Origin of the sequence: Streptomyces sp. NBC_01351 (assembly GCF_036237315.1) — a bacterium.
Taxonomy (GTDB): domain Bacteria; phylum Actinomycetota; class Actinomycetes; order Streptomycetales; family Streptomycetaceae; genus Streptomyces.
In genome coordinates, this window is the sequence record NZ_CP108356.1 from 2,269,796 (window position 1) to 2,290,502 (window position 20,707).

Below are 20,707 nucleotides of genomic sequence, written 5' to 3' on the forward strand. Positions count from 1 at the left end.
ATGCGGGCAAAAACGCCCTAAAGTGCCAGCGCTATTCCGCGGCACGGTGCTGTGTATCTGTATCTACGTCTCTTCGCACGACTCACCGGCCACACCGCGGCGCCTGAGCGCCGGGGCGAGGGCCGTCCGGTCAGTCGGCGGCGGAGGCGGGCACGGGGACCGAACCGGTCCCACCGGGCCCGCACTCTTCGGGGTGAGGCCGCCGGTCGCGCAGTTCCACGATGGCGGTCTCGAAGTCTTCAAGGGTGTCGAACGCTTTGTAAACGGATGCGAACCGCAGGTACGCGACCAGGTCGAGCTCCTGCAACGGGCCGAGGATGGCCAGACCCACGTCGTGGGTGGTCAGCTCGGCGCTCCCGGTGGCGCGCACCGCCTCCTCGACCCGCTGGCCGAGCTTGGCGAGGGCGTCCTCGGTGACCGGCCGCCCCTGGCACGCCTTGCGCACGCCGGAGATGACCTTGGTACGGCTGAAGGGTTCGGTCACCCCGCTGCGCTTGATCACCATCAGCGAGGCCGTCTCCACCGTCGTGAAGCGACGGGAGCAGTCGGGGCACTGACGGCGCCTGCGGATCGACGTGCCGTCGTCCGTGGTGCGGCTGTCGACGACGCGGCTGTCGGGGTGCCTGCAGAAGGGGCAGTGCATGGTTCCCTCACCCTCCCTGATGGCACGACCGAATCACCCCACGAGGCCCCTGAACGACGGAGACAAGCTCTGCCGGGGGCTCGTGAAGCAGCCACCAGCATATGCGATGTCGGGACCCTCGGCAGACCGAGGACCACAACTTCTGGGTGGCAGCGCTTATCCAACCACTAGATCTTGGGTTGCGGCGGATTTACCCCACTCCGCGTGTCGCACCGTCCGATAGGCGGATACGGGGTCCCGCGGTGCCACACTGGGCACGGCCCGGCCGGTGACGACCCGACCGGGAAGGGTACCGTAAGCAGCGGACACCGAGCCGAACCCGCGTTCGGCGAACCGAGCGTCTATACACCCCTCGAAATACCCACGCAGGACGATCTGCGATTTTTCACTCGAACGTGTGTTTGGCGCAACCTTTCGAAAGCTACTACCGTTGTCCAGCTAGGGAGAACATTTCGAGAGGGGCCGACGTGACCACGACCGCAGACAGTGCCACCATCACTGCCCAGAACCGCTCCCAGAGCCGACTCGAGCCGGTGCATGCCATGAACGACGCAAACCCGAACCCGGAGGCGGAGCCCGTCGTACGCCCCGCGCGCTCGCTGCCAGGTCGACCTCCGGGCATCCGCGCCGACAGCTCCGGACTCACGGACCGGCAGCGGAGGGTCATCGAGGTCATTCGCGACTCCGTGCAGCGCAGGGGCTACCCGCCGTCCATGCGGGAGATCGGCCAGGCCGTCGGCCTGTCGAGCACGTCGTCCGTCGCCCACCAGCTGATGGCTCTGGAGCGCAAGGGCTTCCTGCGGCGCGACCCTCACCGCCCCCGGGCGTACGAGGTGCGCGGTTCCGACCAGCCCAGCTCGCAGCCCACGGACACCACGGGCAAGCCCGCCGCGTCCTACGTTCCCCTGGTCGGCCGGATCGCGGCCGGCGGCCCGATCCTCGCCGAGGAGTCCGTCGAGGACGTGTTCCCGCTCCCCCGCCAGCTGGTGGGGGACGGCGAGCTCTTCGTCCTCAAGGTCGTCGGCGACTCGATGATCGAGGCCGCCATCTGTGACGGGGACTGGGTCACGGTCCGCCGCCAGCCGGTCGCGGAGAACGGGGACATCGTCGCCGCGATGCTCGACGGCGAAGCCACCGTCAAGCGGTTCAAGCGCGAGGACGGCCATGTCTGGCTCCTCCCGCACAACGCCGCCTACCAGCCGATTCCCGGCGACGAGGCGACCATCCTCGGCAAGGTCGTGGCCGTACTGCGTCGGGTCTGACCCCCGCCGCCTCCATCCAGCCCCCGGGACCCACTGCGCCGGTCCCGGGGGCTGTTTTGTGAAGATGGTTGGCGCTCGCGCTCCCGAGGAACTACTTTCCGTCGGCCTTCGCCGCGGCGTCGATCGAGGCGAGCGAGCGGCGGGCCTGGTTGCGGTCCGTGGTGAACCAGAAGTCCGGCAGCGTGGCCCGCAGGAAGCTCCCGTACCGGGCCGTGGCCAGTCGGGGGTCCAGCACGGCGACGACACCCCGATCGTCCATGGCCCGTACGAGGCGACCCGCGCCCTGGGCCATCAGCAGGGCGGCATGGGTGGCCGCGACGGCCATGAAGCCGTTGCCCCCGTGCTCCTCCACCGACTTCTGGCGGGCGCTCATCAGCGGGTCGTCGGGGCGCGGGAACGGGATCCGGTCCATGACCACGAGCTGGCAGCTGGGACCGGGCACGTCCACGCCCTGCCAGAGGGACAGCGTCCCGAACAGGCAGGTCTTCGGGTCGGCCGCGAATGCCTTGATCAGCTCGCCGAGCGTCTCTTCGCCCTGGAGCAGGATCGGGTTGTCGAGCCGGCCTCGCAGTTCCTCGGCGGCCGCCTTGGCGCCGCGCATGGAGGAGAACAGCCCGAGGGTGCGGCCGCCGGCCGCTTCGATCAGCTCGGCGAGCTCGTCCATCATGTCGCCGCGGGTGCCCTCACGGCCGGGTGTGGCCAGGTGCTTGGCGACGTAGAGGATTCCCTGCTTCGGGTAGTCGAAGGGCGAGCCGACGTCCAGCCCCTTCCAGAGCGGTACGTCCTCCCCTTCCACTCCCTCGGGGGAGAGCCCCATCGAGGCCGCGACGCCGTTGAAGTCGCCGCCGAGCTTGAGGGTGGCCGAGGTCAGGACCACCGACCGGTCCTCGAACAGCTTCTCGCGCAGCAGACCGGACACGGACAGCGGGGCGACCCGGAGGGTGGCGCCGAAGCGGTCGTGGCGCTCGTACCAGACGACGTCGTACTCGGAGCCGTTGCTGATCCGCTCGGCCACCGTGTGGATGCTCTCCACCGCGGCCAGGGCCTGCTTGCGGACCGCATCCTCGTCGTGGACGGACTTGTCACGGGTCGCACCGATCGCGGAGATCACGTTGCGCGCCGCGTCCCGCAGGGCCATCAGCGCGTAGCCGAGGTCCTCGGGGACCTCTTCCAGCCGGCCGGGGAGCGCCAGCTCCATGACGCGTTCGAAGGATTCGGAGGCAGTCTGGAGGGCGTCCGCGACCTTCTCGTCGACCAGCTTGGCCGCACGCTTCACGGCCCGGTTGACCTGCCCTGGGGTGAGCTCGCCGGTGGCGACCCCGGTCACCCGGGAGACCAGTTCGTGCGCCTCGTCAACGATCAGTACCTCGTGCTGGGGCAGCACGGGTGCGCCCTCGATGGCGTCGATGGCGAGCAGGGCGTGGTTGGTGACCACCACGTCCGCGAGCTTGGCCCGCTCGCGGGCGGCCTCGGCGAAGCACTCGGCCCCGTACGCGCACTTCGTCGCGCCCAGACACTCGCGGGAGGAGACCGAGATCTGACCCCAGGCCTTGTCGGAAACGCCCGGGGTGAGGTCGTCGCGGTCGCCGGTCTCCGTCTCGTCCGCCCAGTCGCGCAGGCGCAGCAGGTCCTTGCCGAGCTTGCTCGTGGGGGTGGCCGCTTCGAACTGGTCGAAGAGGCCTTCCTCCTCGTCCTGCGGCGCACCCTCGTGCAGACGGTGCAGGCACAGGTAGTTGGACCGGCCCTTGAGCATGGCGAACTGCGGGCGGCGGCGCAGCTGTGGGTGCAGCGCCTCCACCGTCCGCGGCAGGTCGCGCTCGACGAGCTGCCGCTGGAGGGCGAGGGTCGCCGTGGCCACGACCACGCGCTCACCGTGAGCGAGGGCCGGCACCAGGTAGCCGAGGGACTTGCCGGTGCCGGTACCGGCCTGGATGAGCCGGTGGGAGTTGTCGTCGATCGCTTCGGCGACGGCTTCGGCCATGGCCACCTGGCCGGGGCGCTCCGTGCCGCCGACGGCGGAGACGGCGGCGTGCAGCAGGTCGGGGAGGGAGGGCTTCGTCATAGCACTGCCAACCCTACGGGGCCCCACCGACAGTGAGCGCACCGGCGAGCTTTCATGGTCGGTACAAGGGGTTGGGTACGGTGCCGTGCTGCACGGCGTGCGGGCGGTCGGGGCGGTCGCGGTAACCGTCCTCATAGAGCCGGTTCCGGTTCAGGCAGAGCCGTCCGATGCTTTCGCCGAGCAGGTCGAAAAGCTCGTAGCGGTCCTTGAGCTCCGGGAAGCGGGCCTGGTGGCGGACGATCTCCGCCCGGACGAGGGACCAGAACTCGGCCTCCGGGACGTCGAGCCGCTCCTCGCACAGGGCCGAGAGGTAGCGGAAGACTCCCACGAAGAGCCCGGAGTGGATGAACTGGGGCAGGAAGTCCGCGGGCTCGGTGAGCAGGACGGACCGGACCTCTTCGGGAAGCGAGGCCAGCTCGGGAAGGGGCTCGTCGGTGATGTTGATGTCGTCCACGAAGTCCTTCACCGCCAGCCGGACGGGCACCTCGCGCTCGTCGAAGATCACGACGGTGTTCTCCCCGTGCGGCGAGAAGACGGTCCCGTAGCGGTAGAGGAAGTGGAGCAGCGGGGGCAGGACGGCGGCGAAGAGGTGCTGGAGCCAGACGGCCGGGGCCAGCCCGGACCGGGCGACGAGTTCCGCGGTGAAGGAACGTCCGCGCGGGTCGGTGTGGAGGAGCGAGGCGAGGGTACGGGCGCGCTCGCCGGGGGCGAGGCGGCCGGTCAGGGGCTCGCGCCAGATCGCGCCGAGGAGCTCCTTGTACTGGTACGGGACCTCGGGCAGCTCGTCGTAGACGGGATGGCGGACGGTGACGGAGGCGACCTCGCCGAGCAGGATCACCCCGCATTCGTCGCGGAGGAAGGGGTCGCCGTCACGGAGGGAGTGGATCCAGGCGGTGACGGCGGGGGCGGCGAGGGCCAGGTCGGAGGGCAGGCCGCGCCAGACCATGGTGTTGAAGACGGAGAGCGGCAGTTTGACGCTGTGCCGGTCGGGGCGCGTGAGGTTGAGGAAGGTGCGGATCGACTGCTGTGGCAGGCGCACGTCCGGGTCGGCGGGGAGCGGGACGAGGGTGCCGGCGGCGAGGGCCGGAGCGAAGAGTGGGAGGACCACCTCGTCCCACTGCCAGGGGTGGACCGGGAAGTAGAGGTAGCCGAACGGGTCCAGTCCACGGTCGCGCAGGGTCTGGTCGAAGGCGGCGCGGGTGCCGGGGTCGAGCTCGGCGGAGTAGAGGCGGGCGGGGTCCTCCAGGCCCGCGGTGCCGCGGTAGACGGCGAGGGAGGTGTGGGCGGCGAGCCAGGGCAGCTGCTGGCGGGTGCGGGCCTCGGGTGCCCAGGCCGCGGTGTCGGAGGCGGAGAGACCGATGCGGCCCTTGTTGAGGACGAGCCAGGGGTGACCGGTCTGGTGGCCTTCGAGGGCGGCATAGTCGAGTTCCGCGAGGACATCGGCGGTGAGCGCGGTGTGGTCGATCCGGGCGTCTGCGGCGAGCGTGGCGCTGAGTTCGCGGACGAGGTGGCCGAGGGTCGCGCCGTCGAGGCCGAGGAGGGTGCGGGCGCGGATGAGGAAGGCGTACGGGTCCCCGAAGGCGATCGGCGGCTGGGTGGAGGGCGGCGCCGGGGTGAGGGTGATGCTGTCCGGGCCGACGTGCCAGCTGCCGTAGGCGCGGCGGCGGGCCCGGAAGCCGAGGCTGCTGCCGTCGTCGAGGGTGAGGGTCCAGGCGTCACCGGCCCGGACAGGGGACGGGGCAGGGACGGCCGCTGAGACGGCGGCTGAGACGGGGACTGGGATTGAAACTAGGACTGGGACTGGGACTGGGCTGATGATCTCCTCGTAGGCGAACTCGGAGAGCATCTTCGCGAGCAGTCGGCGGGACGCGAAGTCCCAGGTCGGGCCGTTGAGTTCGGGTGGCGTACAGGGGTGCTGGGGCGAGGGAGGCACGGGCGGTTCGGTGGAGTCGGGGTCTGTGGGGAAGTTCGGCACGGGTCTCCTCGGGGCTCGGGAACTTTGCCGCGTGGCGCGGAGTTTTCGAAGGGAGAGGTGCGAAGCGGCGGAACGGTCGGGGCCTGCGGGGCGGCAGTCAGAGGAGATTGCGCAGCGCCCGCTCCCGGATCATCAGGGCGGCTCGCTTCTCGGGAAGGTCGATTTCCGCGAAACAGCGGAAACCCGAGCCCAGGAAGGCTGATACGGAGGGGGTGTTGCGAATGTCCGGTTCCGCGATGACGCGTGTGCAGCGAGGTCGGTTGTCGAGCACCAGGTCGGCGACGGCGCGCAGCAGCGTGGTGCCCAGGCCCCGGCCGCGGTTCGTGCCGTCTCCGATCAGCAGGTGGATACCCGTGTCGTGGGGGCGCGCCGGGTAGTACCGGGACAGCGGGTCGAGGTCGGCCCGGTAGATCTCCCAGTAGCTCATCGGCGTGCCGTCGAGGAGGCCGAGGCAGGGGATGCTGCGGCCGTCCCCGTCGAGTTGGGCCCGTAGGTGGGCCTCGGTGACGGCTGCGGGGCCGGCGAGTTCCCAGGAGGCGTCCACTTCGGGGTCGTTCATCCAGCCGGTCAGCAGCTCCAGGTCCCGGTCCGCTCGTACGGGTTCCAGGCGGAAGGCGCCGGCGGGGGTGTCGGTGCTGCCCCAGATCGCCGGGGAGTCGAGCAGGTCTGCCTCGGCGAGCAGGGGCAACAGGTCCACGGGGAGCCGTAGTTCGACGGTGTCGTCGATGGCGCGGAGGTTGCCGAACGCGCGGGTGGCGGAGCCGACGGGATCGGCGGGTGTTTCGGTGGAGGGCATCAGGGGGCTCTTCTCCGTGTCAGCGCTGACGCGTCAATCGTGAAGGGGGTTGGCGATGGTGACGTAGACGGACTGGGTGTCGACGGGGCCGACCAGCTCGTCGAGGCCGCCCAGGCGGGTGAGCAGGTTGGCCTTGCAGCGCAGGGTGGGTGAGTCGAGCAGCCGCGCAGGGAGCGGGCCGAGGTGGGCGGCCTTGCCGAGGAACCGGCGGAAGGCGGCGAGCAGTACGCGCTCGTCGGCGAGCCGTTGGGAACCGAAGGCGCCGATGAGGCCGAGCACGTTGTTGATGCCGAGGTAGTAGGCGAAGCGTTCGTCGGTGACGGCGTCGGAGACGAAGGTGTCGCTGGCGCTGCCGATCCCGGGGAGCCGCTGCTCCAGTTCCGTGCGGCGGGATGCGCGGAAGTAGTAGCCCTGGTTGTCGCGGAATCGGCCGCCGACCGGCCAGCCGGCCGGGTCGAGGAGTACCAGGGTGTTCTGCTGGTGGGCTTCGAGGGCGATGCCGGCGAGCGCGTCGAAGGCGAGCACCGGCAGGACCACGTGGTCGAGGTAGCGCAGGAACCACTCGGCGGCGACGGCCGAGGTGGGACGTCCGGTGGTGGCGGCGAGGCGTGCGACGGTCTCGGCGAGCCGGGAGCTGAAGGTGGTCCGGCCGGGCCACGGGCGGGGAGCGGTCAGAGCGGCGACGCAGACGGCGTCGTCGGAGGAGCGGAAGGGGTTGTGGCGGAGCAGGGCGTCGAGTCCGGGGACGGGGGTGCCGTCCGGGGCGTCGACGGCGACCCAGGCCGGGTCGCGGACGATGTCGAAGCCGGGGTGGCCTGTCTGCCACTGCTCGGCAAGGCCGGTGCGGAGCAGCCGGTGCACCTCGACGCCGCGGTGGAGTTCCTTGCGGAGGTTCTCGCGGCGGGAGTTGGTGATGCGAAGGCCCAGGGAGAGCTTGAGCATCGCGGGGGCGCCGGGGCGGTGGACGGTTCGTACGGAGGAGGTGGGGTACCAGGAGTCGCCGTGGGGGCCCAGGTTGTGCAGGAGTCCCGCGTCGAGGAGGGCGGCGACGGCGGGGCGCTGGAGCAGGTCGCGGGCCTGCCAGGGGTGAAGGGGCAAGGGGGTGGCACCATCGGGCACCGGAAGGCCGGGGGCGAGCCGGCCGAGGAGCTGGGCGGTGGAGACGGGGCGGCCTCGTTCGGTCCAGGCCGATTCCGTGGCGAGGGCGGAGGGTTCGACGGCGAACCAGTGCAGGGGGAAGGAGCCGTGCAGTTCGGGTGAGTAGCGGCGCACTTCGGTCTCGGAGAGCCCTTCGCGGCTCTTCGGGTCCGGCTGGAGGGGGTGGCCGAGGAGGAGGGACTGCTCGGCGGTGAGGAAGCGGTCCCCGCCCACGGGGGCCGGGGCGGTGGGGCGTTCGCGCCGGTCCGCGATGAACTCGGCGGTGCGGCGGACCGAGTCGGCCACGCGGGCCACGAGGTCGGCGGAACTGCGGTCGCTGTCGGCGGGGGTGCGGTTGCCTTCGCGGGCGAGGAGGGCCGCAAGGGTTACGGCGTCCAGCGCGGGCGCGGTGGTGGGCGCGGCTTCCAGTCGCGCCGGGCCGAAGCGGTGCCAGCCCGCCGGGGACCAGTAGCGGACGGCGACGAGCAGGGCCGCGCCGGAAGCGGGCAGGGGGATGCGCAACCGGGTCCCCGTCGGACCGTCGGGCCGGCGGAGTCCGGCTTCGCGAACCCAGCAGCGGAGCAGGTTCTCGACGGCCGCGGCCTCGGCGGCGACCGCCGGGTCCGGGTGGTCCAGGAGCTCGGGCGGCCCGGCCGGCTCCGACCGGGTGAAGTCGCTCCGGCTCGTGCGGGGCGGGGCCGTGCCGTCCTTCTGCCGCGGCACTGTGGTCGCCGCGGGGACCTCCGCCGCCGGTGCCCGTCGGTGCGGGTCGCCGATGGTCGCGTACGACCCGTCGGCCCCGGCCGCGGACTCGGCGGGCGTGGCCCAGGGTTGGGCGGCCTCGGGGGGGTTACCCCACGGGGTGGCGAACCCGGGGGGTGCGATCTCGGGCTGGGCCGGCTCAGGGGGTGTGGCCCACGGGTTGGCGGGCTCGTTCGCCGGAGCCGACGGCTGCGCGGGTTCCGCTGGTCGGGCCGACGGCTGCGCGGCTTGCCCCGGCTGCACGCTCTCCGTGGGGGCGGTCCACGGCGATCCCGGCTGCGCCGACCGGGCCAGTGTCGGCGCCGTTTCACCCGGGGCGGTCCCCGGCCGCGCTTGCTCCGCCGGCTGGGCCGGGGGCTGCGCGCTCTCCGTGATTGCGGTCCGCGGCGGCGCGGGCTCGACTGGCCGGGCATGAGGCGGCGCGGTCTCCCAAGGGCCGGGGCCGGGGGTCTGCGGTGACGGCGGCTGCCCCGTGGGGGCGGAGGGATGGTGCTGCGCCGTGGGTGTTGGTGTGGCGGGCGTTGGGGGCAGGAGCCGGCTCTCGTCGCCGCCGGGGCCGGGAGTCGGGGTGGCATGGTGCGCGTCGGGCATCGCGGGTCCTCGGGGTACGGGTCAGTGGGGCTGGCGGGCGGCTGCCGGGATGGCGTCGGCCAGGCGGTCGAGGACCGCCGCGGCCTGCTCGTCGGTCAGGGTCAGCGGGGGTAGCAGGCGGACGACAGCGGAGTGGCGGCCGCCGAGTTCGACGATCAGCCCGCGGTCCAGGCACTCCTGGCGGACGGCCGCGGCGAGGGCGGGGGCGCAGGCTCCGGTGTCGGGGTCGACGAGTTCGACGCCGATCATCAGGCCGCGGCCCCGTACGTCCCCGATGCAGGGGTGAGCGGAGGCGAGGCCGCGCAGGGCCGTGAGCATCCGCTCGCCCAGGGCGGCGGCGCGCTCGGCGAGACGGTGCTCGCGGACGTAGGCGAGGGTGGCGGTGCCGGCCGCCATGGCCAGCTGGTTGCCCCGAAAGGTGCCGGCGTGCGCGCCGGGAGCCCAGACGTCCAGGCTCGCCCGGTACACGATCACCGCGAGCGGCAGGCTGCCGCCGATCGCCTTGGACAGGACGAGTACGTCGGGCACCACCCCGGCGTGGTCCACCCCCCAGAAGGCGCCGGTCCGACCGACCCCCGTCTGCACCTCGTCCGCGATCAGTGGGATCCCCCGCGCCTGGGTGATCTCGCGCATCCGGCGCAACCAGGCGTCGGGGGCCGGGAGGACCCCGCCCTCACCCTGGACGGGTTCGATGATCATCCCGGCGGGTGCGGGGACCCCGCCCTTGGGGTCGTCCAGGAGGTTCTCCGTCCAGCGGGCGCCGAGTTCGGCACCCTCGACACCGCCGACGCCGAACGGGCAGCGGAAGTCCTGCGGGTACGGGAGCCGGGTCACCCGTACGTCCGCGGCTCCGCCCGAGGCGTCCAGGGCTCCGGCGGTCATCCCGTGGTAGGCACCCGTGAAGGCGAGCAGCCCGGAACGCCCCGTCGCGGTGCGGACCAGTTTGAGGGCCGCCTCCACCGCGTCCGTGCCGGCCGGTCCGCAGAACTGGATCCGGGCGTCGGCGGCCAGGGCGGGCGGCAGATTGGCGAAGAGCTCGGTGGTGAACGCGTCCTTGACCGGGGTCGCGAGGTCCAGCACGTGTAGCGGAGCCCCGGAGTCGAGGATGCCCCGGATGGCTTCCAACACCACGGGGTGGTTGTGCCCGAGGGCGAGGGTGCCGGCACCGGAGAGGCAGTCGAGGTAGCGCCGTCCGTCGGCGCCCTCGATGGTCAGGCCGCGGGCGCGCACCGGGACGATGGGCAGGGAGCGCGCGTACGTCCGTGCGGCGGACTCCCGTTGGGCCTGCCTGCGCAGGATGCCGTCGGCGGCGCCGGGGGTCCGCCGTGGCCGACTGCCCTGGGGCGGCACCTGTGCCACGGATGACGCGTCCACGGACACGGACACGGACGCGGAAGCGACGGACGCGGACGCCGACGCGTCCACCGCCGGCTCGGTCAAAGCCACGAGTGTCGGACCTCCCACACTGATTGCTCTTCCGGATTGCGCCTCGAACATCAACGCTGCTCCCCCATCCCCCGTACGTACCAACGACGGTGACGGCGGCGGATCACGGGTGGGCCCAAGATCCTTGCCCTTCGAGGGGCGAGACACCCCGGCGAGTCAGGAACCACGGCCCCGGGCTGTGCCGTCCCCAACGTCGGCGGCATAGTGGGTTGCTGCACTCGACGCCTCGAATCCACCAGGGGGACGAACGACATGCGACCGAACCGACCGGTCACCGCGCTGCTGTGCGCGGCCGCGCTCGCGCTGACCGCCGCGGCCTGCGGCCCCGGCGACGATCAGGCCGGCGGCGACGCCAAGCCGACCGTGGCACAGAGCAGTCCGGGCACGGGCGGGATCAAGATCCCGGACCAGCTCAAGGACAAGCTCAAGGAGCACGGCATCGACCTGGAGAAGTGGAAGGGGGGCGAGTGGAAGAACTGGAAGAAGGAGGACTGGCTCCGCGAGGCGGGCGACTACATCAACCCGATCATCGAGGGCCTGTGGGACCCCGACCGCATGCGTGATGCCGAGCAGCCGAAGCCGCCCTCCGTGGACCCGGACGCGGGCAAGGACCAGGGCGTCACCGACCCGACCCCGGCGCCGGTGGCCGCCAAGCCGGCGACCCCGCCCTACCACCAGAGCGTTCCGGCTTCCGGCAAGGTCTTCTTCGACGGGCCCGAGGGTTCGATGGTCTGCTCGGCGACCGTGATCAAGGACCCGGCGCACCCCGGCAAGTCCAACATGGTGTGGACGGCCGGCCACTGCGTGCACGCGGGCAAGTCCGGTGGCTGGTACCGCAACATCGCGTTCGTCCCGTCCTACAACAACGCGGGCAAGCCGGCCGCGCAGCTCAAGGGCGCGCCCCGGGAGCAGGTGGCTCCGTACGGCGTGTGGTGGAGCGACTGGGCGCAGACCTCCGACCAGTGGATCGCGACCGGCGGTCCGACCGGCGGTGCGGGTGCCCCGTTCGACTTCGCGGTGCTGCACGTGACCCCCGAGCAGGGCAGCGGCAAGTCGCTCGAGGAGACGGTCGGTTCGGCGCTTCCGGTGGAGTTCAACGCTCCGGCGGTGCCGAAGGTCGCGAACATCACCGCGACCGGCTACCCGGCTGCGGCCCCCTTCGACGGCCAGAAGGCCTACCAGTGCGCTGACAAGCCGGGGCGGCTGTCGCTGAACTCGACGGACCCGGTGATGTACCGCATCGGCTGCACCATGACCGGCGGTTCCTCCGGCGGCGGCTGGGTCGCGGCGGGTGCCGACGGCAAGCCGGCGCTGGTGTCGAACACCTCGATCGGCCCGGCCAAGGCGGGCTGGCTGGCCGGACCCCGTCTGGGCCCGGAGGCGAAGGGCATCTTCGACGCCGTGAGCGCCAAGTTCAAGTAGTCCTGTGGAAACGGCTGAGGGCCCCCGCTCACCGCGGGGGCCCTCAGCCGTTCGGTCGGCTCAGCCGAGCCGATTCCGGCTCAGCTCAGCTCAGCGCTTCGCGAGCGCGTACGGAGCCAGGTCCGCCGCCAGTTCCTGGTGGACCCGCGCCTTGAGCAGGGTGCCCTCCGCGGTGTGCTCCTCGGAGATCACCTCGCCCTCGGCGTGCGCCTTGGCCACCAGCGAGCCGAGCGTGTAGGGCACCAGGGCCTCCACCTCGACCTCGGGCCGGGGCAGCTCGGTGTCGATGAGCGCGAGCAGTTCCTCGATGCCCAGGCCCGTCCGCGCCGAGACGGCGATGGAGTGCCGCTCGATCCGCAGCAGCCGCTGCAGGACGAGCGGGTCCGCCGCGTCCGCCTTGTTGATCACCACGATCTCGGGCACGTTGACCGCGCCGACCTCGCGGATCACCTCGCGCACGGCCGCCAGCTGCTCTTCCGGCGTCGGGTGCGAGCCGTCCACGATGTGCAGGATGAGATCGGCGTCGCCGACCTCCTCCATCGTGGAGCGGAACGCCTCGACGAGGTGGTGGGGCAGGTGCCGGACGAAGCCGACCGTGTCGGCCAGGGTGTAGATCCGGCCGCTCGGCGTCTCGGCCCGGCGCACGGTCGGGTCGAGGGTGGCGAACAGCGCGTTCTCCACCAGTACACCCGCGCCCGTGAGGCGGTTGAGGAGCGAGGACTTCCCGGCGTTGGTGTAGCCGGCGATGGCGACCGAGGGCACCTTGTTGCGACGCCGTTCCTGCCGCTTGATGTCGCGGCCGGTCTTCATGTCCGCGATCTCCCGGCGCATCTTCGCCATCTTCTCGCGGATCCGGCGCCGGTCGGTCTCGATCTTGGTCTCACCGGGACCGCGGGTCGCCATGCCGCCACCACCGCCGCCACCCATCTGGCGGGACAGCGAGGCACCCCAGCCGCGCAGTCGCGGCAGCATGTACTGCATCTGCGCGAGCGCGACCTGCGCCTTGCCCTCTCGGGACTTGGCGTGCTGGGCGAAGATGTCGAGGATGAGGGCGGTCCGGTCGACCACCTTCACCTTGACGACGTCTTCGAGCGCGATGAGCTGACCGGGGCTGAGCTCGCCGTCGCAGACGACGGTGTCGGCTCCGCTCTCCATGACGATGTCACGCAGCTCGCGCGCCTTGCCCGAGCCGATGAAGGTGGCCGGGTCCGGCTTGTCGCGGCGCTGGATCACGCCGTCGAGGACGAGAGCACCTGCCGTCTCGGCGAGCGCCGCGAGCTCCGCTAGGGAGTTCTCCGCGTCGTTCACCGTGCCGGAGGTCCAGACACCGACGAGTACGACGCGCTCCAGGCGCAGCTGTCGGTACTCGACCTCGGTGACGTCTTCGAGCTCGGTGGAGAGGCCGGCCACGCGGCGCAGAGCCGCGCGCTCGGAGCGTTCGAACTGCTCGCCGTCCCGGTCTCCGTCGATCTCGTGGCTCCAGGCGACGTCCTCTTCCATCAGGGCATCGGCCCGAAGGCTCTCGGTGAAGCTCTGCGAGTCGCGCACGTCCTGAGCGTCCTGTGCGTCCCGCGCGTCCTGGGAAGGGGAAGAAGAGGAGGTCATTGGATCCTTACGTCGATTCGAATAGCACGGTCACGTCAGCCGTCAGGTCCAACGTGGAACTGTCACGTCCAACGTGTCACACCGCCCGGGGATTCCCCGAAGGGGCCCCGCCGCAGTGACTCCATCGATGGTGACATGCCCGTTCCTCACCGGTCACACCCTTTATTCGACGGGCGCGGCCCCGCTCCATTCCGGGTGTCCCGGCATCGCCGGGGTCGTCTTCCCGTACAGCCACGGCTCCAGGAAGGCCTTCAGGTCCCGGCCCGCCTCCTGCGAGGCCAGGCGTACGAAGTCCTCGGTGCCCGCGACGGAGTCCCGGTGCTCGGTCACCCAGCGCCGTTGGATCCGGTCGAAGGCCGCGGTGCCGATCTCCTGGCGCAGCGCGTAGAGGATCAGCGCGGACCCGTCGTAGACCACCGGCCGGAACAGCCCGATCTTCTCCCCGGGGGCGGCTGCCTTCGGGGCGGCCGGGGGACCGCCCGCGGCCCGCCACTGGTCGGAGCGCTGGTACGCCTCGCGCATGCGCCGCTCCAGGGAGTACTTGCCGAGGCCGTCGGCGTACAGGGCCTCGTACCAGGTGGCGTGGCCCTCGTTGAGCCACAGGTCGGACCAGGTCCGCGGGCTGACGCTGTCGCCGAACCACTGGTGGGCGAGCTCGTGCACCATCACTGATTCCACGTACCACTCGGGGTAGCCCTCTCCGGAGAAGAGGCTGTGTTCGAAGAGCGAGAGGGTCTGGGTCTCCAGCTCGAAGCCGGTGTTCGCCCGTGCGATCAGGATCCCGTAGTTCTCGAAGGGGTAGCGGCCGACGCGCTCCTCCATCCACGCGACCTGGCCGGCGGTCTTCTTCAGCCAGGGGGCCAGCCGCTCCCGGTCCGCCGCGGGCACCACGTCGCGCAGCGGCAGCCCGTGCGGGCCGGTGCCGTGGACGACGGCGGACTTGCCGACGGAGACCTGGGCCAGCTCGGTGGCCATGGGGTGCAGGGTCCGGTACGTCCAGGTCGTCCCGCCGGCCGCGCGGGGGGCGGGCAGGGCGCCGGGCACCCCGTTGGCCACGGCCGTGAGCCCGGCCGGGGCGGTGATCCGGAAGGTGAAGTACGCCTTGTCGGCGGGGTGGTCGTTGCAGGGGAAGACCCGGTGGGCGGCGTCCGCCTGGTTGGCCATGGCCAGGCCGTCCTCGGTGGGCACCCAGCCGCCGTCCCCCCGGCCGCGCGGGTCGCTGGTGTGCCGGACGGTGATGTGCAGCGGCACGTTGCGCGCGATGGGGCGTGCGGGGGTCAGTACGAGGTCCTCGCCCGCGGTCTCGAACCGGGCCGGCTCCCCGTTGACCTCGACGGACGACACCTTGCCGTGGGTGAAGTCGAGGTTGATCAGCTCCATCGGCCGCAGGGCGCGGGCTTCGATGACGGTGACCGCGTCGAGGGGGCTCTTGTTGTCCTTGTACGTGAAGGACAGGTCGTACGAGAGCACGTCGTACCCGGGGTTCCCGAGCTCCGGGAACAGCCGGTCGCCGATGCCCAGCGGCGTCGGCGCGGGCAGGACGGCGGCGACGAGGGTGAGGGAGGCCGCGGCGAGCAGGGCGGCGCGCAGGCGGGGGGAGGTGAGCTGCATCCACCACCGCTTACCAGCGCCCGCCGCACGGCCGCGCACGGCGCGCGACGGGACCACCCGAACGGGACCTTCCGGGGGCCGCCCGCTGACACGTCAGGGGCCCCTGGCAGCGGCCGGCGGAGCTGGGCGCGGCTACGCCCGGCTGAGGCCCGGCTACACCCGGCTGACGTCGTAGACGCCCGGGACGTCGCGCATCGCCCGCATCAGGGCGGGCAGCCCGGCCGCGTCGGGCAGCTGGAGGGTGTAGCTGTGCCGGACCCGCTGTTCGACCGGGGGTTCCACGGTCGCGGAGACGACCTCGACGCCCTCCCGGGCGATGGCCTCGGTGAGGTCGGCCAGCAGGTGGGGGCGGCCGAACGATTCAGCGAGCAGGGTGACCCGGCAATCGGCGGTGGCCCGCCAGTGCACGGCCACCGAGGTCCGCCCCACGGCCCGCATCTGCGCCACCGCCGCGCAGTGGATGCGGTGCACGGTGACGGCCCCGCCGCGGACGACAAACCCGGCGACCGCGTCCGGCGGCACCGGGGTGCAGCACCCGGCGAGCCGTACGGGGGCGTCCGGCAGGTCGGCGACGGCGTTGGCGCCGCCGCCGCGGGCGCCGACGACCGAGAGGGGTGCCCGCGCGGCGGAGGTGGTGGAGAGGGCCCGGTCGGGGTGGGCTTCGAGCCAGCTGCTGATGGCGATGCGGGCGGCCGGGGTCTTCGCATGGTCCAGCCATTCGGCGGCCGGTCCCGAGGAGGCGTCCTGCGCGAGCAGCAGCTGCACGGTGTCGCCGTCGGAGAGTGCGGAGGAGAGGGAGGTGAGGCGCCCGTTGACCCGGGCGCCGATACAGCCGTGGGCCGCCTCGCCGTGCTGCGCGTAGGCGGCGTCGATACAGCTGGCCCCGGCCGGCAGGCCCAGCGTGCCCCCGTCCGCGCGGAAGACGGTGATCTCCCTGTCCTGGGCCAGCTCCGCGCGGAGGACGCTCCAGAAGGTGTCGGGGTCGGGCGCGGACTGCTGCCAGTCGAGCAGCCGGGACAGCCAGCCGGGGCGGGTCGGGTCCACCCGTTCCTCGTCGCATTCGGCGGCGTCCGCCGAGGCGGTGACGTAGGGGTTGCCGAGGGCCACGACGCCCGCCTCCGCGACGCGGTGCATCTGCCGGGTCCGCACGATGACCTCGGCGACGTAGCCCTCGGGGGTGGCGACTGCGGTGTGCAGCGACTGGTAGAGGTTGAACTTGGGGGCGGCGATGAAGTCCTTGAACTCCGAGACGACCGGGGTGAAGCAGGTGTGCAGCTCCCCCAGCACGGCGTAGCAGTCGGCGTTCTCGCCGACGAGGACGAGGACGCGGCCGAAGTCGGAGCCGCGCAGCTCGCCGCGTTTGAGGGCGACGCGGTGCACGGAGACGAAGTGCCGGGGGCGGACCTGTACCTCGGCGGCGATGCCGGCCTCGCGCAGCACGGTCCGTACGGAGTCGGCGATGGCGGGCAGCGGGTCGTTCTCGCCCGCGTGGGCGGCGATGAGCGCGCGGGTGTGCTCGTACTCCTCGGGGTGCAGGATCGCGAAGACGAGGTCTTCCAGCTCGGTCTTGAGGGCCTGGACGCCGAGCCGTTCGGCGAGCGGGATGAGGACGTCGCGGGTGACCTTGGCGATGCGGGCCTGTTTCTCGGGGCGCATCACGCCGAGGGTGCGCATGTTGTGGAGCCGGTCGGCGAGTTTGATGGACATCACGCGGACGTCGTTGCCGGTGGCGACGAGCATCTTGCGGAAGGTCTCGGGTTCGGCGGCGGCGCCGTAGTCGATCTTCTCGACCTTGGTGACGCCGTCGACGATGAAGCAGACCTCGTCGCCGAACTCCTCGCGGACCTGATCGAGGGTCACGTCGGTGTCCTCGACGGTGTCGTGGAGGAGAGAGGCCGTCAGGGTGGTGGTCTCGGCGCCGAGTTCGGCGAGGATCAGGGTGACGGCGAGCGGGTGTGTGATGTACGGCTCACCACTTTTTCGCATCTGACCGCGGTGCGAGGTCTCCGCGAGCAGATAGGCGCGCCGCAAAACGGACAGGTCGGCGTCCGGATGGTGGGCGCGGTGTGCTTCCGCGACATGCCCGATGGCGTCCGGAAGTCGGTCGCGAGACGTCGGCCCGAGCAGGGCCGCGCGGCCGAGCCGGCGCAGATCCAGCCTGGTCCGGCCACGTCTGCGGAGCTCAGGGCGCACTTCGGGGTGTGCTTCGGGGTTCGTGGCCTCTGCACTCATGGGCACCTCCGGCGGCTTCGACCGGCGGTGGCGGGCATGGGGTGAGCCCTCAGGGCCGGTGCCTGATGTTACCGACCCCACCACGTGGCGCAGTCCACCTCTCGCTGAGCGTGAAACGGATCACCCATTAGAGGGAAGCTTCAGCCGAAAGCCGTTTCGGTGAGCCAGGCCGCGTCGAACTCGCCCGCAGCCACGATCACGGCCGGTCCGGTCATGTCGATCCGGCCGTCGGGGTGTTCCGTGATGACGAGCGTGCCGCCGGGGAGGTCGACGGTGTACGTGACCGATTCGCCGGTGGCGGCCGGGTCCGCGCCGTCGCGGCGGATGGTGGCGACGGCGACGGCGCAGGCGCCGGTGCCGCAGGAGCGGGTCTCGCCGGAGCCGCGCTCGTGGACGCGCATGGCGACGTGCCGGGGGCCGCGGTCGACGACGAACTCGACGTTGACACCCGTCGGGTAGGCGGACGCCGGGCTGAAGTCGGGGGCGTCGTACAGCTTCCCGGCGTCGTCGAGGCTTTCAACGAAAGCCACGGCGTGCGGGTTCCCCATGTTCACGTTCCGCGCGGGCCAGCTCCGCGAGCCGACGCCGACGGTGACCTCGCCCTCGGGGAGTTCGGCGCGGCCCATGGAGACCGTGACGTCGCCCGCCTTGTCGAGGTGTACGCGCTTGACGCCCCCGCGGGTGGCGACGGCGAGGTCGCCGGGCTCCACGTGGCCGGCGTACTGGAGGTAGCGGGCGAAGACGCGTACGCCGTTGCCACACATCTCGGCGACGGAGCCGTCGCTGTTGCGGTAGTCCATGAACCACTCCGCCTCGTCGGCCAGGTGGGCCGCCTCGGGGTGCGCGGCGGACCGGACGACGTGCAGGACGCCGTCCGCGCCGATCCCGGCCCGCCGGTCGCACAGCTTCGCGACGGCGGAGGCCGGCAGCTCGATGGCGTTGTCCGGGTCCGGGACGATCACGAAGTCGTTCTCGGTGCCGTGGCCCTTGAGGAAGGAGAGGGTGGTCTGCGTCACCGGCCCATCGTACCGACCCCCTGGTCAGCGGCGCGGAGCCGTCCGATGGGCGGTCAGCGGCGCGGGTCGGGCAAGATCCGGAAGAGACGCCTAGCGGAGCCGCGCCACCCGGTACACGGCGAGCGCTACGACGGCCAGCGCGACCGCCGCGTACAGCGCGGCCATCCGCCAGTCGGGGCGGCGGCCGCTCCCCCGGGCCGGGAGTCCGGGCCAGGTGTAGCCCACGCGGCGGGCGGCCATCATGCCCCAGCCGCCGGCGCAGCAGCTGATGAGGAAGCCGAGCATCGCGACCACGGCTCCGCCGTCGCCGAACTCGAAGGCGAGCGGGAAGGCGAACATGAGCGAACCGGCGGTGGCCAGCATCACGATCGGGGCGATCTGCCACACGCGCAGGCGGCGCTGCGGGCGCAGCTCGACCTCGACCTCGGGTCCGGCGGCGGCTTCGGCCTCCGCGGAGTCGGGGGTGTCCGGGCCGTCGGGGGTCAGCCGCAGGGGACCCACGGGCAGCCCGAGGGTATCGGGGCCGTCCGAGTCGTCGGGCAGCTGCGGGCCGTCGGGCCGCTGCGGGCCGTCTGATCCGCCAGGCCGGTCGAGAAGCGTCGGGTCCGCTTCCCGCCGGGTGTCGTCCCGCCCGGTGTCACGAGGGCCGGCCTCCATCGCCACGCGCCCTCCCCACTCGGATTCCAGTACGCCGCCGTTCACCGCGGGTGACCGCACCCGCAGTGAATTTGATGATGGCACGCCCCCGGGCCCGGTACGGGCGCGCGGGTCGTCCCGATGCCATCACGTGATCAGGCTGTGACCGCTCGTTCGACCAACGACTGCGCGAGTCCGGTGAGTTCCCCACGGTCGGCGACGGCCCCGCTGAGCCAGTGGACACGCGGGTCGCGCCGGAACCAGGAGTCCTGGCGGCGGGCGAAGCGCTTGGTCGCCCGAACGGTCTCGGCCCGGGCCTCTTCCTCGGTGCATTCCCCGGCGAGCGCGGCGAGCACCTGCTGGTATCCGAGCGCCCTGGAGGCGGTGATTCCGTCGCGCAGGCCGCGGGCTTCCAGTGCGCGCACCTCGTCGACGAGCCCGGCCTCCCACATCCGGTCCACCCGGAGCGCGATCCGCTCGTCGAGCTCCGGCCGGGCCACGTCGACGCCGATCTGGACGGTGTCGTAGACGGACTCGTGGCCGGGCAGGTTGGCCGTGAAGGGGCGGCCGGTGATCTCGATGACCTCCAGCGCGCGCACGATCCGGCGGCCGTTGCTGGGCAGGATCGCCGCGCCGGCGGCCGGGTCCGCGGCGGCGAGGCGCGCGTGCAGGGCGCCGGAGCCGCGCAGGGTGAGCTCGCCCTCCAGCCTGGCTCGGACCTCGGGGTCGGTGCCGGGGAACTCCATGACGTCCAGGGCGCCCCGGACGTAGAGGCCGGAGCCTCCGACGAGGACGGGGGTACGGCCCTCGGCGAGCAGTTTGTCGATCTCGGCGCGGGCCAGGCGCTGGTACTCGGCCACGTTGGCGGTGTCGGTGACGTCCCAGATGTCGAGGAGGTGGTGCGGGACCCCGCCGCGCTCCTTGGTCGTCAGCTTGGCGGTGCCGATGTCCATCCCCCGGTACAGCTGCATGGAGTCGGCGTTGACGACTTCGCCGTCGAAATGACGGGCCAAGGCGACGCCCAGGTCGGACTTTCCTGCCGCGGTGGGACCGACGACGGCGATGACCCGCTGGGCGGGGGCTGCTTTCCTCACCGCCCCAGTCTCGCAGCCCTTCCGGTCAAGACACTGACATGTACCCGATCGAGCTACGTGACGGGGTGGGGGCGGGGTCGTTGCCCTGGCGAGGTTCGGCCCGGTGGAGGCCCCTGCGGCCAAGGCGGAACTTCACTCACACGAGTAACGTTATAGGAGGAGACATGGGCGTTTTTGATCGGCTTTTTCGCCGTAAGGACGCGGTCGTGACCGAGGAGGTCGCCGCCGGGTCCCCGACGGCGGAGTCCGGTTCGGCCGAGGAGACCGAGGCCGGGACGGCTGAGGAGGCGACGGCTGCCGTGGCGGCTCCGGCGGCGGAAGCCGTGGAGATCCCGAAGCAGCAGTCGGCCGAGGTGGCCGTGGACAGCGAAGCCGGCGAGGGTGCCCGTACGTAGCGACCGCCAACGGAAGGTGACC

Annotated in this window: 15 protein-coding genes; 3 read left to right on the forward strand and 12 right to left on the reverse strand. The window is 72.0% G+C overall.

What is annotated here, in order from left to right:
* Positions 1 to 130 precede the first annotated feature (130 nt).
* The gene (gene nrdR / locus OG625_RS10095) at positions 131 to 643 is read right to left on the reverse strand and encodes a transcriptional regulator NrdR (RefSeq protein ID WP_329378506.1); all 513 of its coding nucleotides are present in this window, start codon (positions 641 to 643) and stop codon (positions 131 to 133) included.
* Between the two features lie 467 nt (positions 644 to 1,110).
* On the opposite strand from nrdR, the gene lexA reads away from it, so the two are divergent.
* Positions 1,111 to 1,905 carry a transcriptional repressor LexA gene (gene lexA, locus OG625_RS10100; protein WP_329378508.1) on the forward strand — a complete coding sequence of 265 codons (795 nt, stop codon included), beginning with the start codon at positions 1,111 to 1,113 and terminating at the stop codon, positions 1,903 to 1,905.
* A gap of 91 nt (positions 1,906 to 1,996) precedes the next feature.
* Here lexA and OG625_RS10105 read toward each other — a convergent pair whose 3' ends face one another.
* The 5 genes from OG625_RS10105 to OG625_RS10125 all read right to left on the reverse strand — a co-directional run bounded on the left by OG625_RS10105 (position 1,997) and on the right by OG625_RS10125 (position 10,725).
* The gene (locus tag OG625_RS10105) at positions 1,997 to 3,967 is read right to left on the reverse strand and encodes an ATP-dependent DNA helicase (protein WP_329378510.1); all 1,971 of its coding nucleotides are present in this window, start codon (positions 3,965 to 3,967) and stop codon (positions 1,997 to 1,999) included.
* Between the two features lie 52 nt (positions 3,968 to 4,019).
* Positions 4,020 to 5,942, reverse strand: coding sequence for an IucA/IucC family protein (locus tag OG625_RS10110; RefSeq protein WP_329378513.1), 1,923 nt, complete (start codon positions 5,940 to 5,942; stop codon positions 4,020 to 4,022).
* Positions 5,943 to 6,039: 97 nt separating this feature from the next.
* Positions 6,040 to 6,738, reverse strand: a complete 699-nt coding sequence (locus tag OG625_RS10115; protein ID WP_329378515.1) for a GNAT family N-acetyltransferase — start codon at positions 6,736 to 6,738, stop codon at positions 6,040 to 6,042.
* A gap of 33 nt (positions 6,739 to 6,771) precedes the next feature.
* Positions 6,772 to 8,652 carry an IucA/IucC family protein gene (locus OG625_RS10120; protein WP_329390545.1) on the reverse strand — a complete coding sequence of 627 codons (1,881 nt, stop codon included), beginning with the start codon at positions 8,650 to 8,652 and terminating at the stop codon, positions 6,772 to 6,774.
* Between the two features lie 597 nt (positions 8,653 to 9,249).
* A complete protein-coding gene (locus OG625_RS10125) occupies positions 9,250 to 10,725 on the reverse strand; it encodes a diaminobutyrate--2-oxoglutarate transaminase family protein (RefSeq protein WP_329378516.1) in 1,476 nt (491 codons plus the stop codon).
* A 201-nt stretch (positions 10,726 to 10,926) separates the two neighbouring features.
* Here OG625_RS10125 and OG625_RS10130 point away from each other — a divergent pair, with 201 nt between their 5' ends.
* The gene (locus tag OG625_RS10130) at positions 10,927 to 12,096 is read left to right on the forward strand and encodes a trypsin-like serine peptidase (protein ID WP_329378517.1); all 1,170 of its coding nucleotides are present in this window, start codon (positions 10,927 to 10,929) and stop codon (positions 12,094 to 12,096) included.
* 90 nt (positions 12,097 to 12,186) lie between these two features.
* Here the strand turns inward: OG625_RS10130 and hflX are convergent, their stop codons facing one another.
* The 6 genes from hflX to miaA all read right to left on the reverse strand — a co-directional run bounded on the left by hflX (position 12,187) and on the right by miaA (position 20,290).
* Positions 12,187 to 13,701 (reverse strand): GTPase HflX, encoded by a 1,515-nt coding sequence (hflX, locus tag OG625_RS10135; RefSeq protein ID WP_329378518.1) that lies wholly within the window; start codon positions 13,699 to 13,701, stop codon positions 12,187 to 12,189.
* 162 nt (positions 13,702 to 13,863) lie between these two features.
* Positions 13,864 to 15,312, reverse strand: a complete 1,449-nt coding sequence (locus OG625_RS10140; protein ID WP_329378519.1) for a M1 family metallopeptidase — start codon at positions 15,310 to 15,312, stop codon at positions 13,864 to 13,866.
* A gap of 153 nt (positions 15,313 to 15,465) precedes the next feature.
* Entirely contained in the window at positions 15,466 to 17,544 is a 2,079-nt protein-coding gene (locus OG625_RS10145; RefSeq protein WP_329378526.1) for a RelA/SpoT family protein, read from the reverse strand.
* A 140-nt stretch (positions 17,545 to 17,684) separates the two neighbouring features.
* A complete protein-coding gene (gene dapF / locus OG625_RS10150) occupies positions 17,685 to 18,560 on the reverse strand; it encodes a diaminopimelate epimerase (protein ID WP_329378527.1) in 876 nt (291 codons plus the stop codon).
* Between the two features lie 90 nt (positions 18,561 to 18,650).
* Complete coding sequence (locus OG625_RS10155) at positions 18,651 to 19,217, reverse strand: hypothetical protein (protein ID WP_329390547.1); 567 nt, start codon at positions 19,215 to 19,217, stop codon at positions 18,651 to 18,653.
* A gap of 134 nt (positions 19,218 to 19,351) precedes the next feature.
* On the reverse strand, positions 19,352 to 20,290 hold the full coding sequence (gene miaA / locus OG625_RS10160; RefSeq protein WP_329378528.1) for a tRNA (adenosine(37)-N6)-dimethylallyltransferase MiaA: 939 nt from the start codon (positions 20,288 to 20,290) through the stop codon (positions 19,352 to 19,354).
* Between the two features lie 206 nt (positions 20,291 to 20,496).
* On the opposite strand from miaA, the gene OG625_RS10165 reads away from it, so the two are divergent.
* On the forward strand, positions 20,497 to 20,685 hold the full coding sequence (locus tag OG625_RS10165) for a gliding motility protein (RefSeq protein ID WP_329378530.1): 189 nt from the start codon (positions 20,497 to 20,499) through the stop codon (positions 20,683 to 20,685).
* Positions 20,686 to 20,707: the final 22 nt, after the last annotated feature.

Bases quoted from the DNA above. Each gene is read 5' to 3' on its own strand.
- nrdR (WP_329378506.1), bottom strand. From the start codon at position 643: ATGCACTGCCCCTTCTGCAGGCACCCCGACAGCCGCGTCGTCGACAGC.
- OG625_RS10105 (WP_329378510.1), bottom strand. From the start codon at position 3,967: ATGACGAAGCCCTCCCTCCCCGACCTGCTGCACGCCGCCGTCTCCGCC.
- OG625_RS10115 (WP_329378515.1), bottom strand. From the start codon at position 6,738: ATGCCCTCCACCGAAACACCCGCCGATCCCGTCGGCTCCGCCACCCGC.
- OG625_RS10125 (WP_329378516.1), bottom strand. From the start codon at position 10,725: ATGTTCGAGGCGCAATCCGGAAGAGCAATCAGTGTGGGAGGTCCGACA.
- OG625_RS10130 (WP_329378517.1), top strand. From the start codon at position 10,927: ATGCGACCGAACCGACCGGTCACCGCGCTGCTGTGCGCGGCCGCGCTC.
- hflX (WP_329378518.1), bottom strand. From the start codon at position 13,701: ATGACCTCCTCTTCTTCCCCTTCCCAGGACGCGCGGGACGCACAGGAC.
- OG625_RS10140 (WP_329378519.1), bottom strand. From the start codon at position 15,312: ATGCAGCTCACCTCCCCCCGCCTGCGCGCCGCCCTGCTCGCCGCGGCC.
- OG625_RS10145 (WP_329378526.1), bottom strand. From the start codon at position 17,544: ATGAGTGCAGAGGCCACGAACCCCGAAGCACACCCCGAAGTGCGCCCT.
- OG625_RS10155 (WP_329390547.1), bottom strand. From the start codon at position 19,217: ATGGAGGCCGGCCCTCGTGACACCGGGCGGGACGACACCCGGCGGGAA.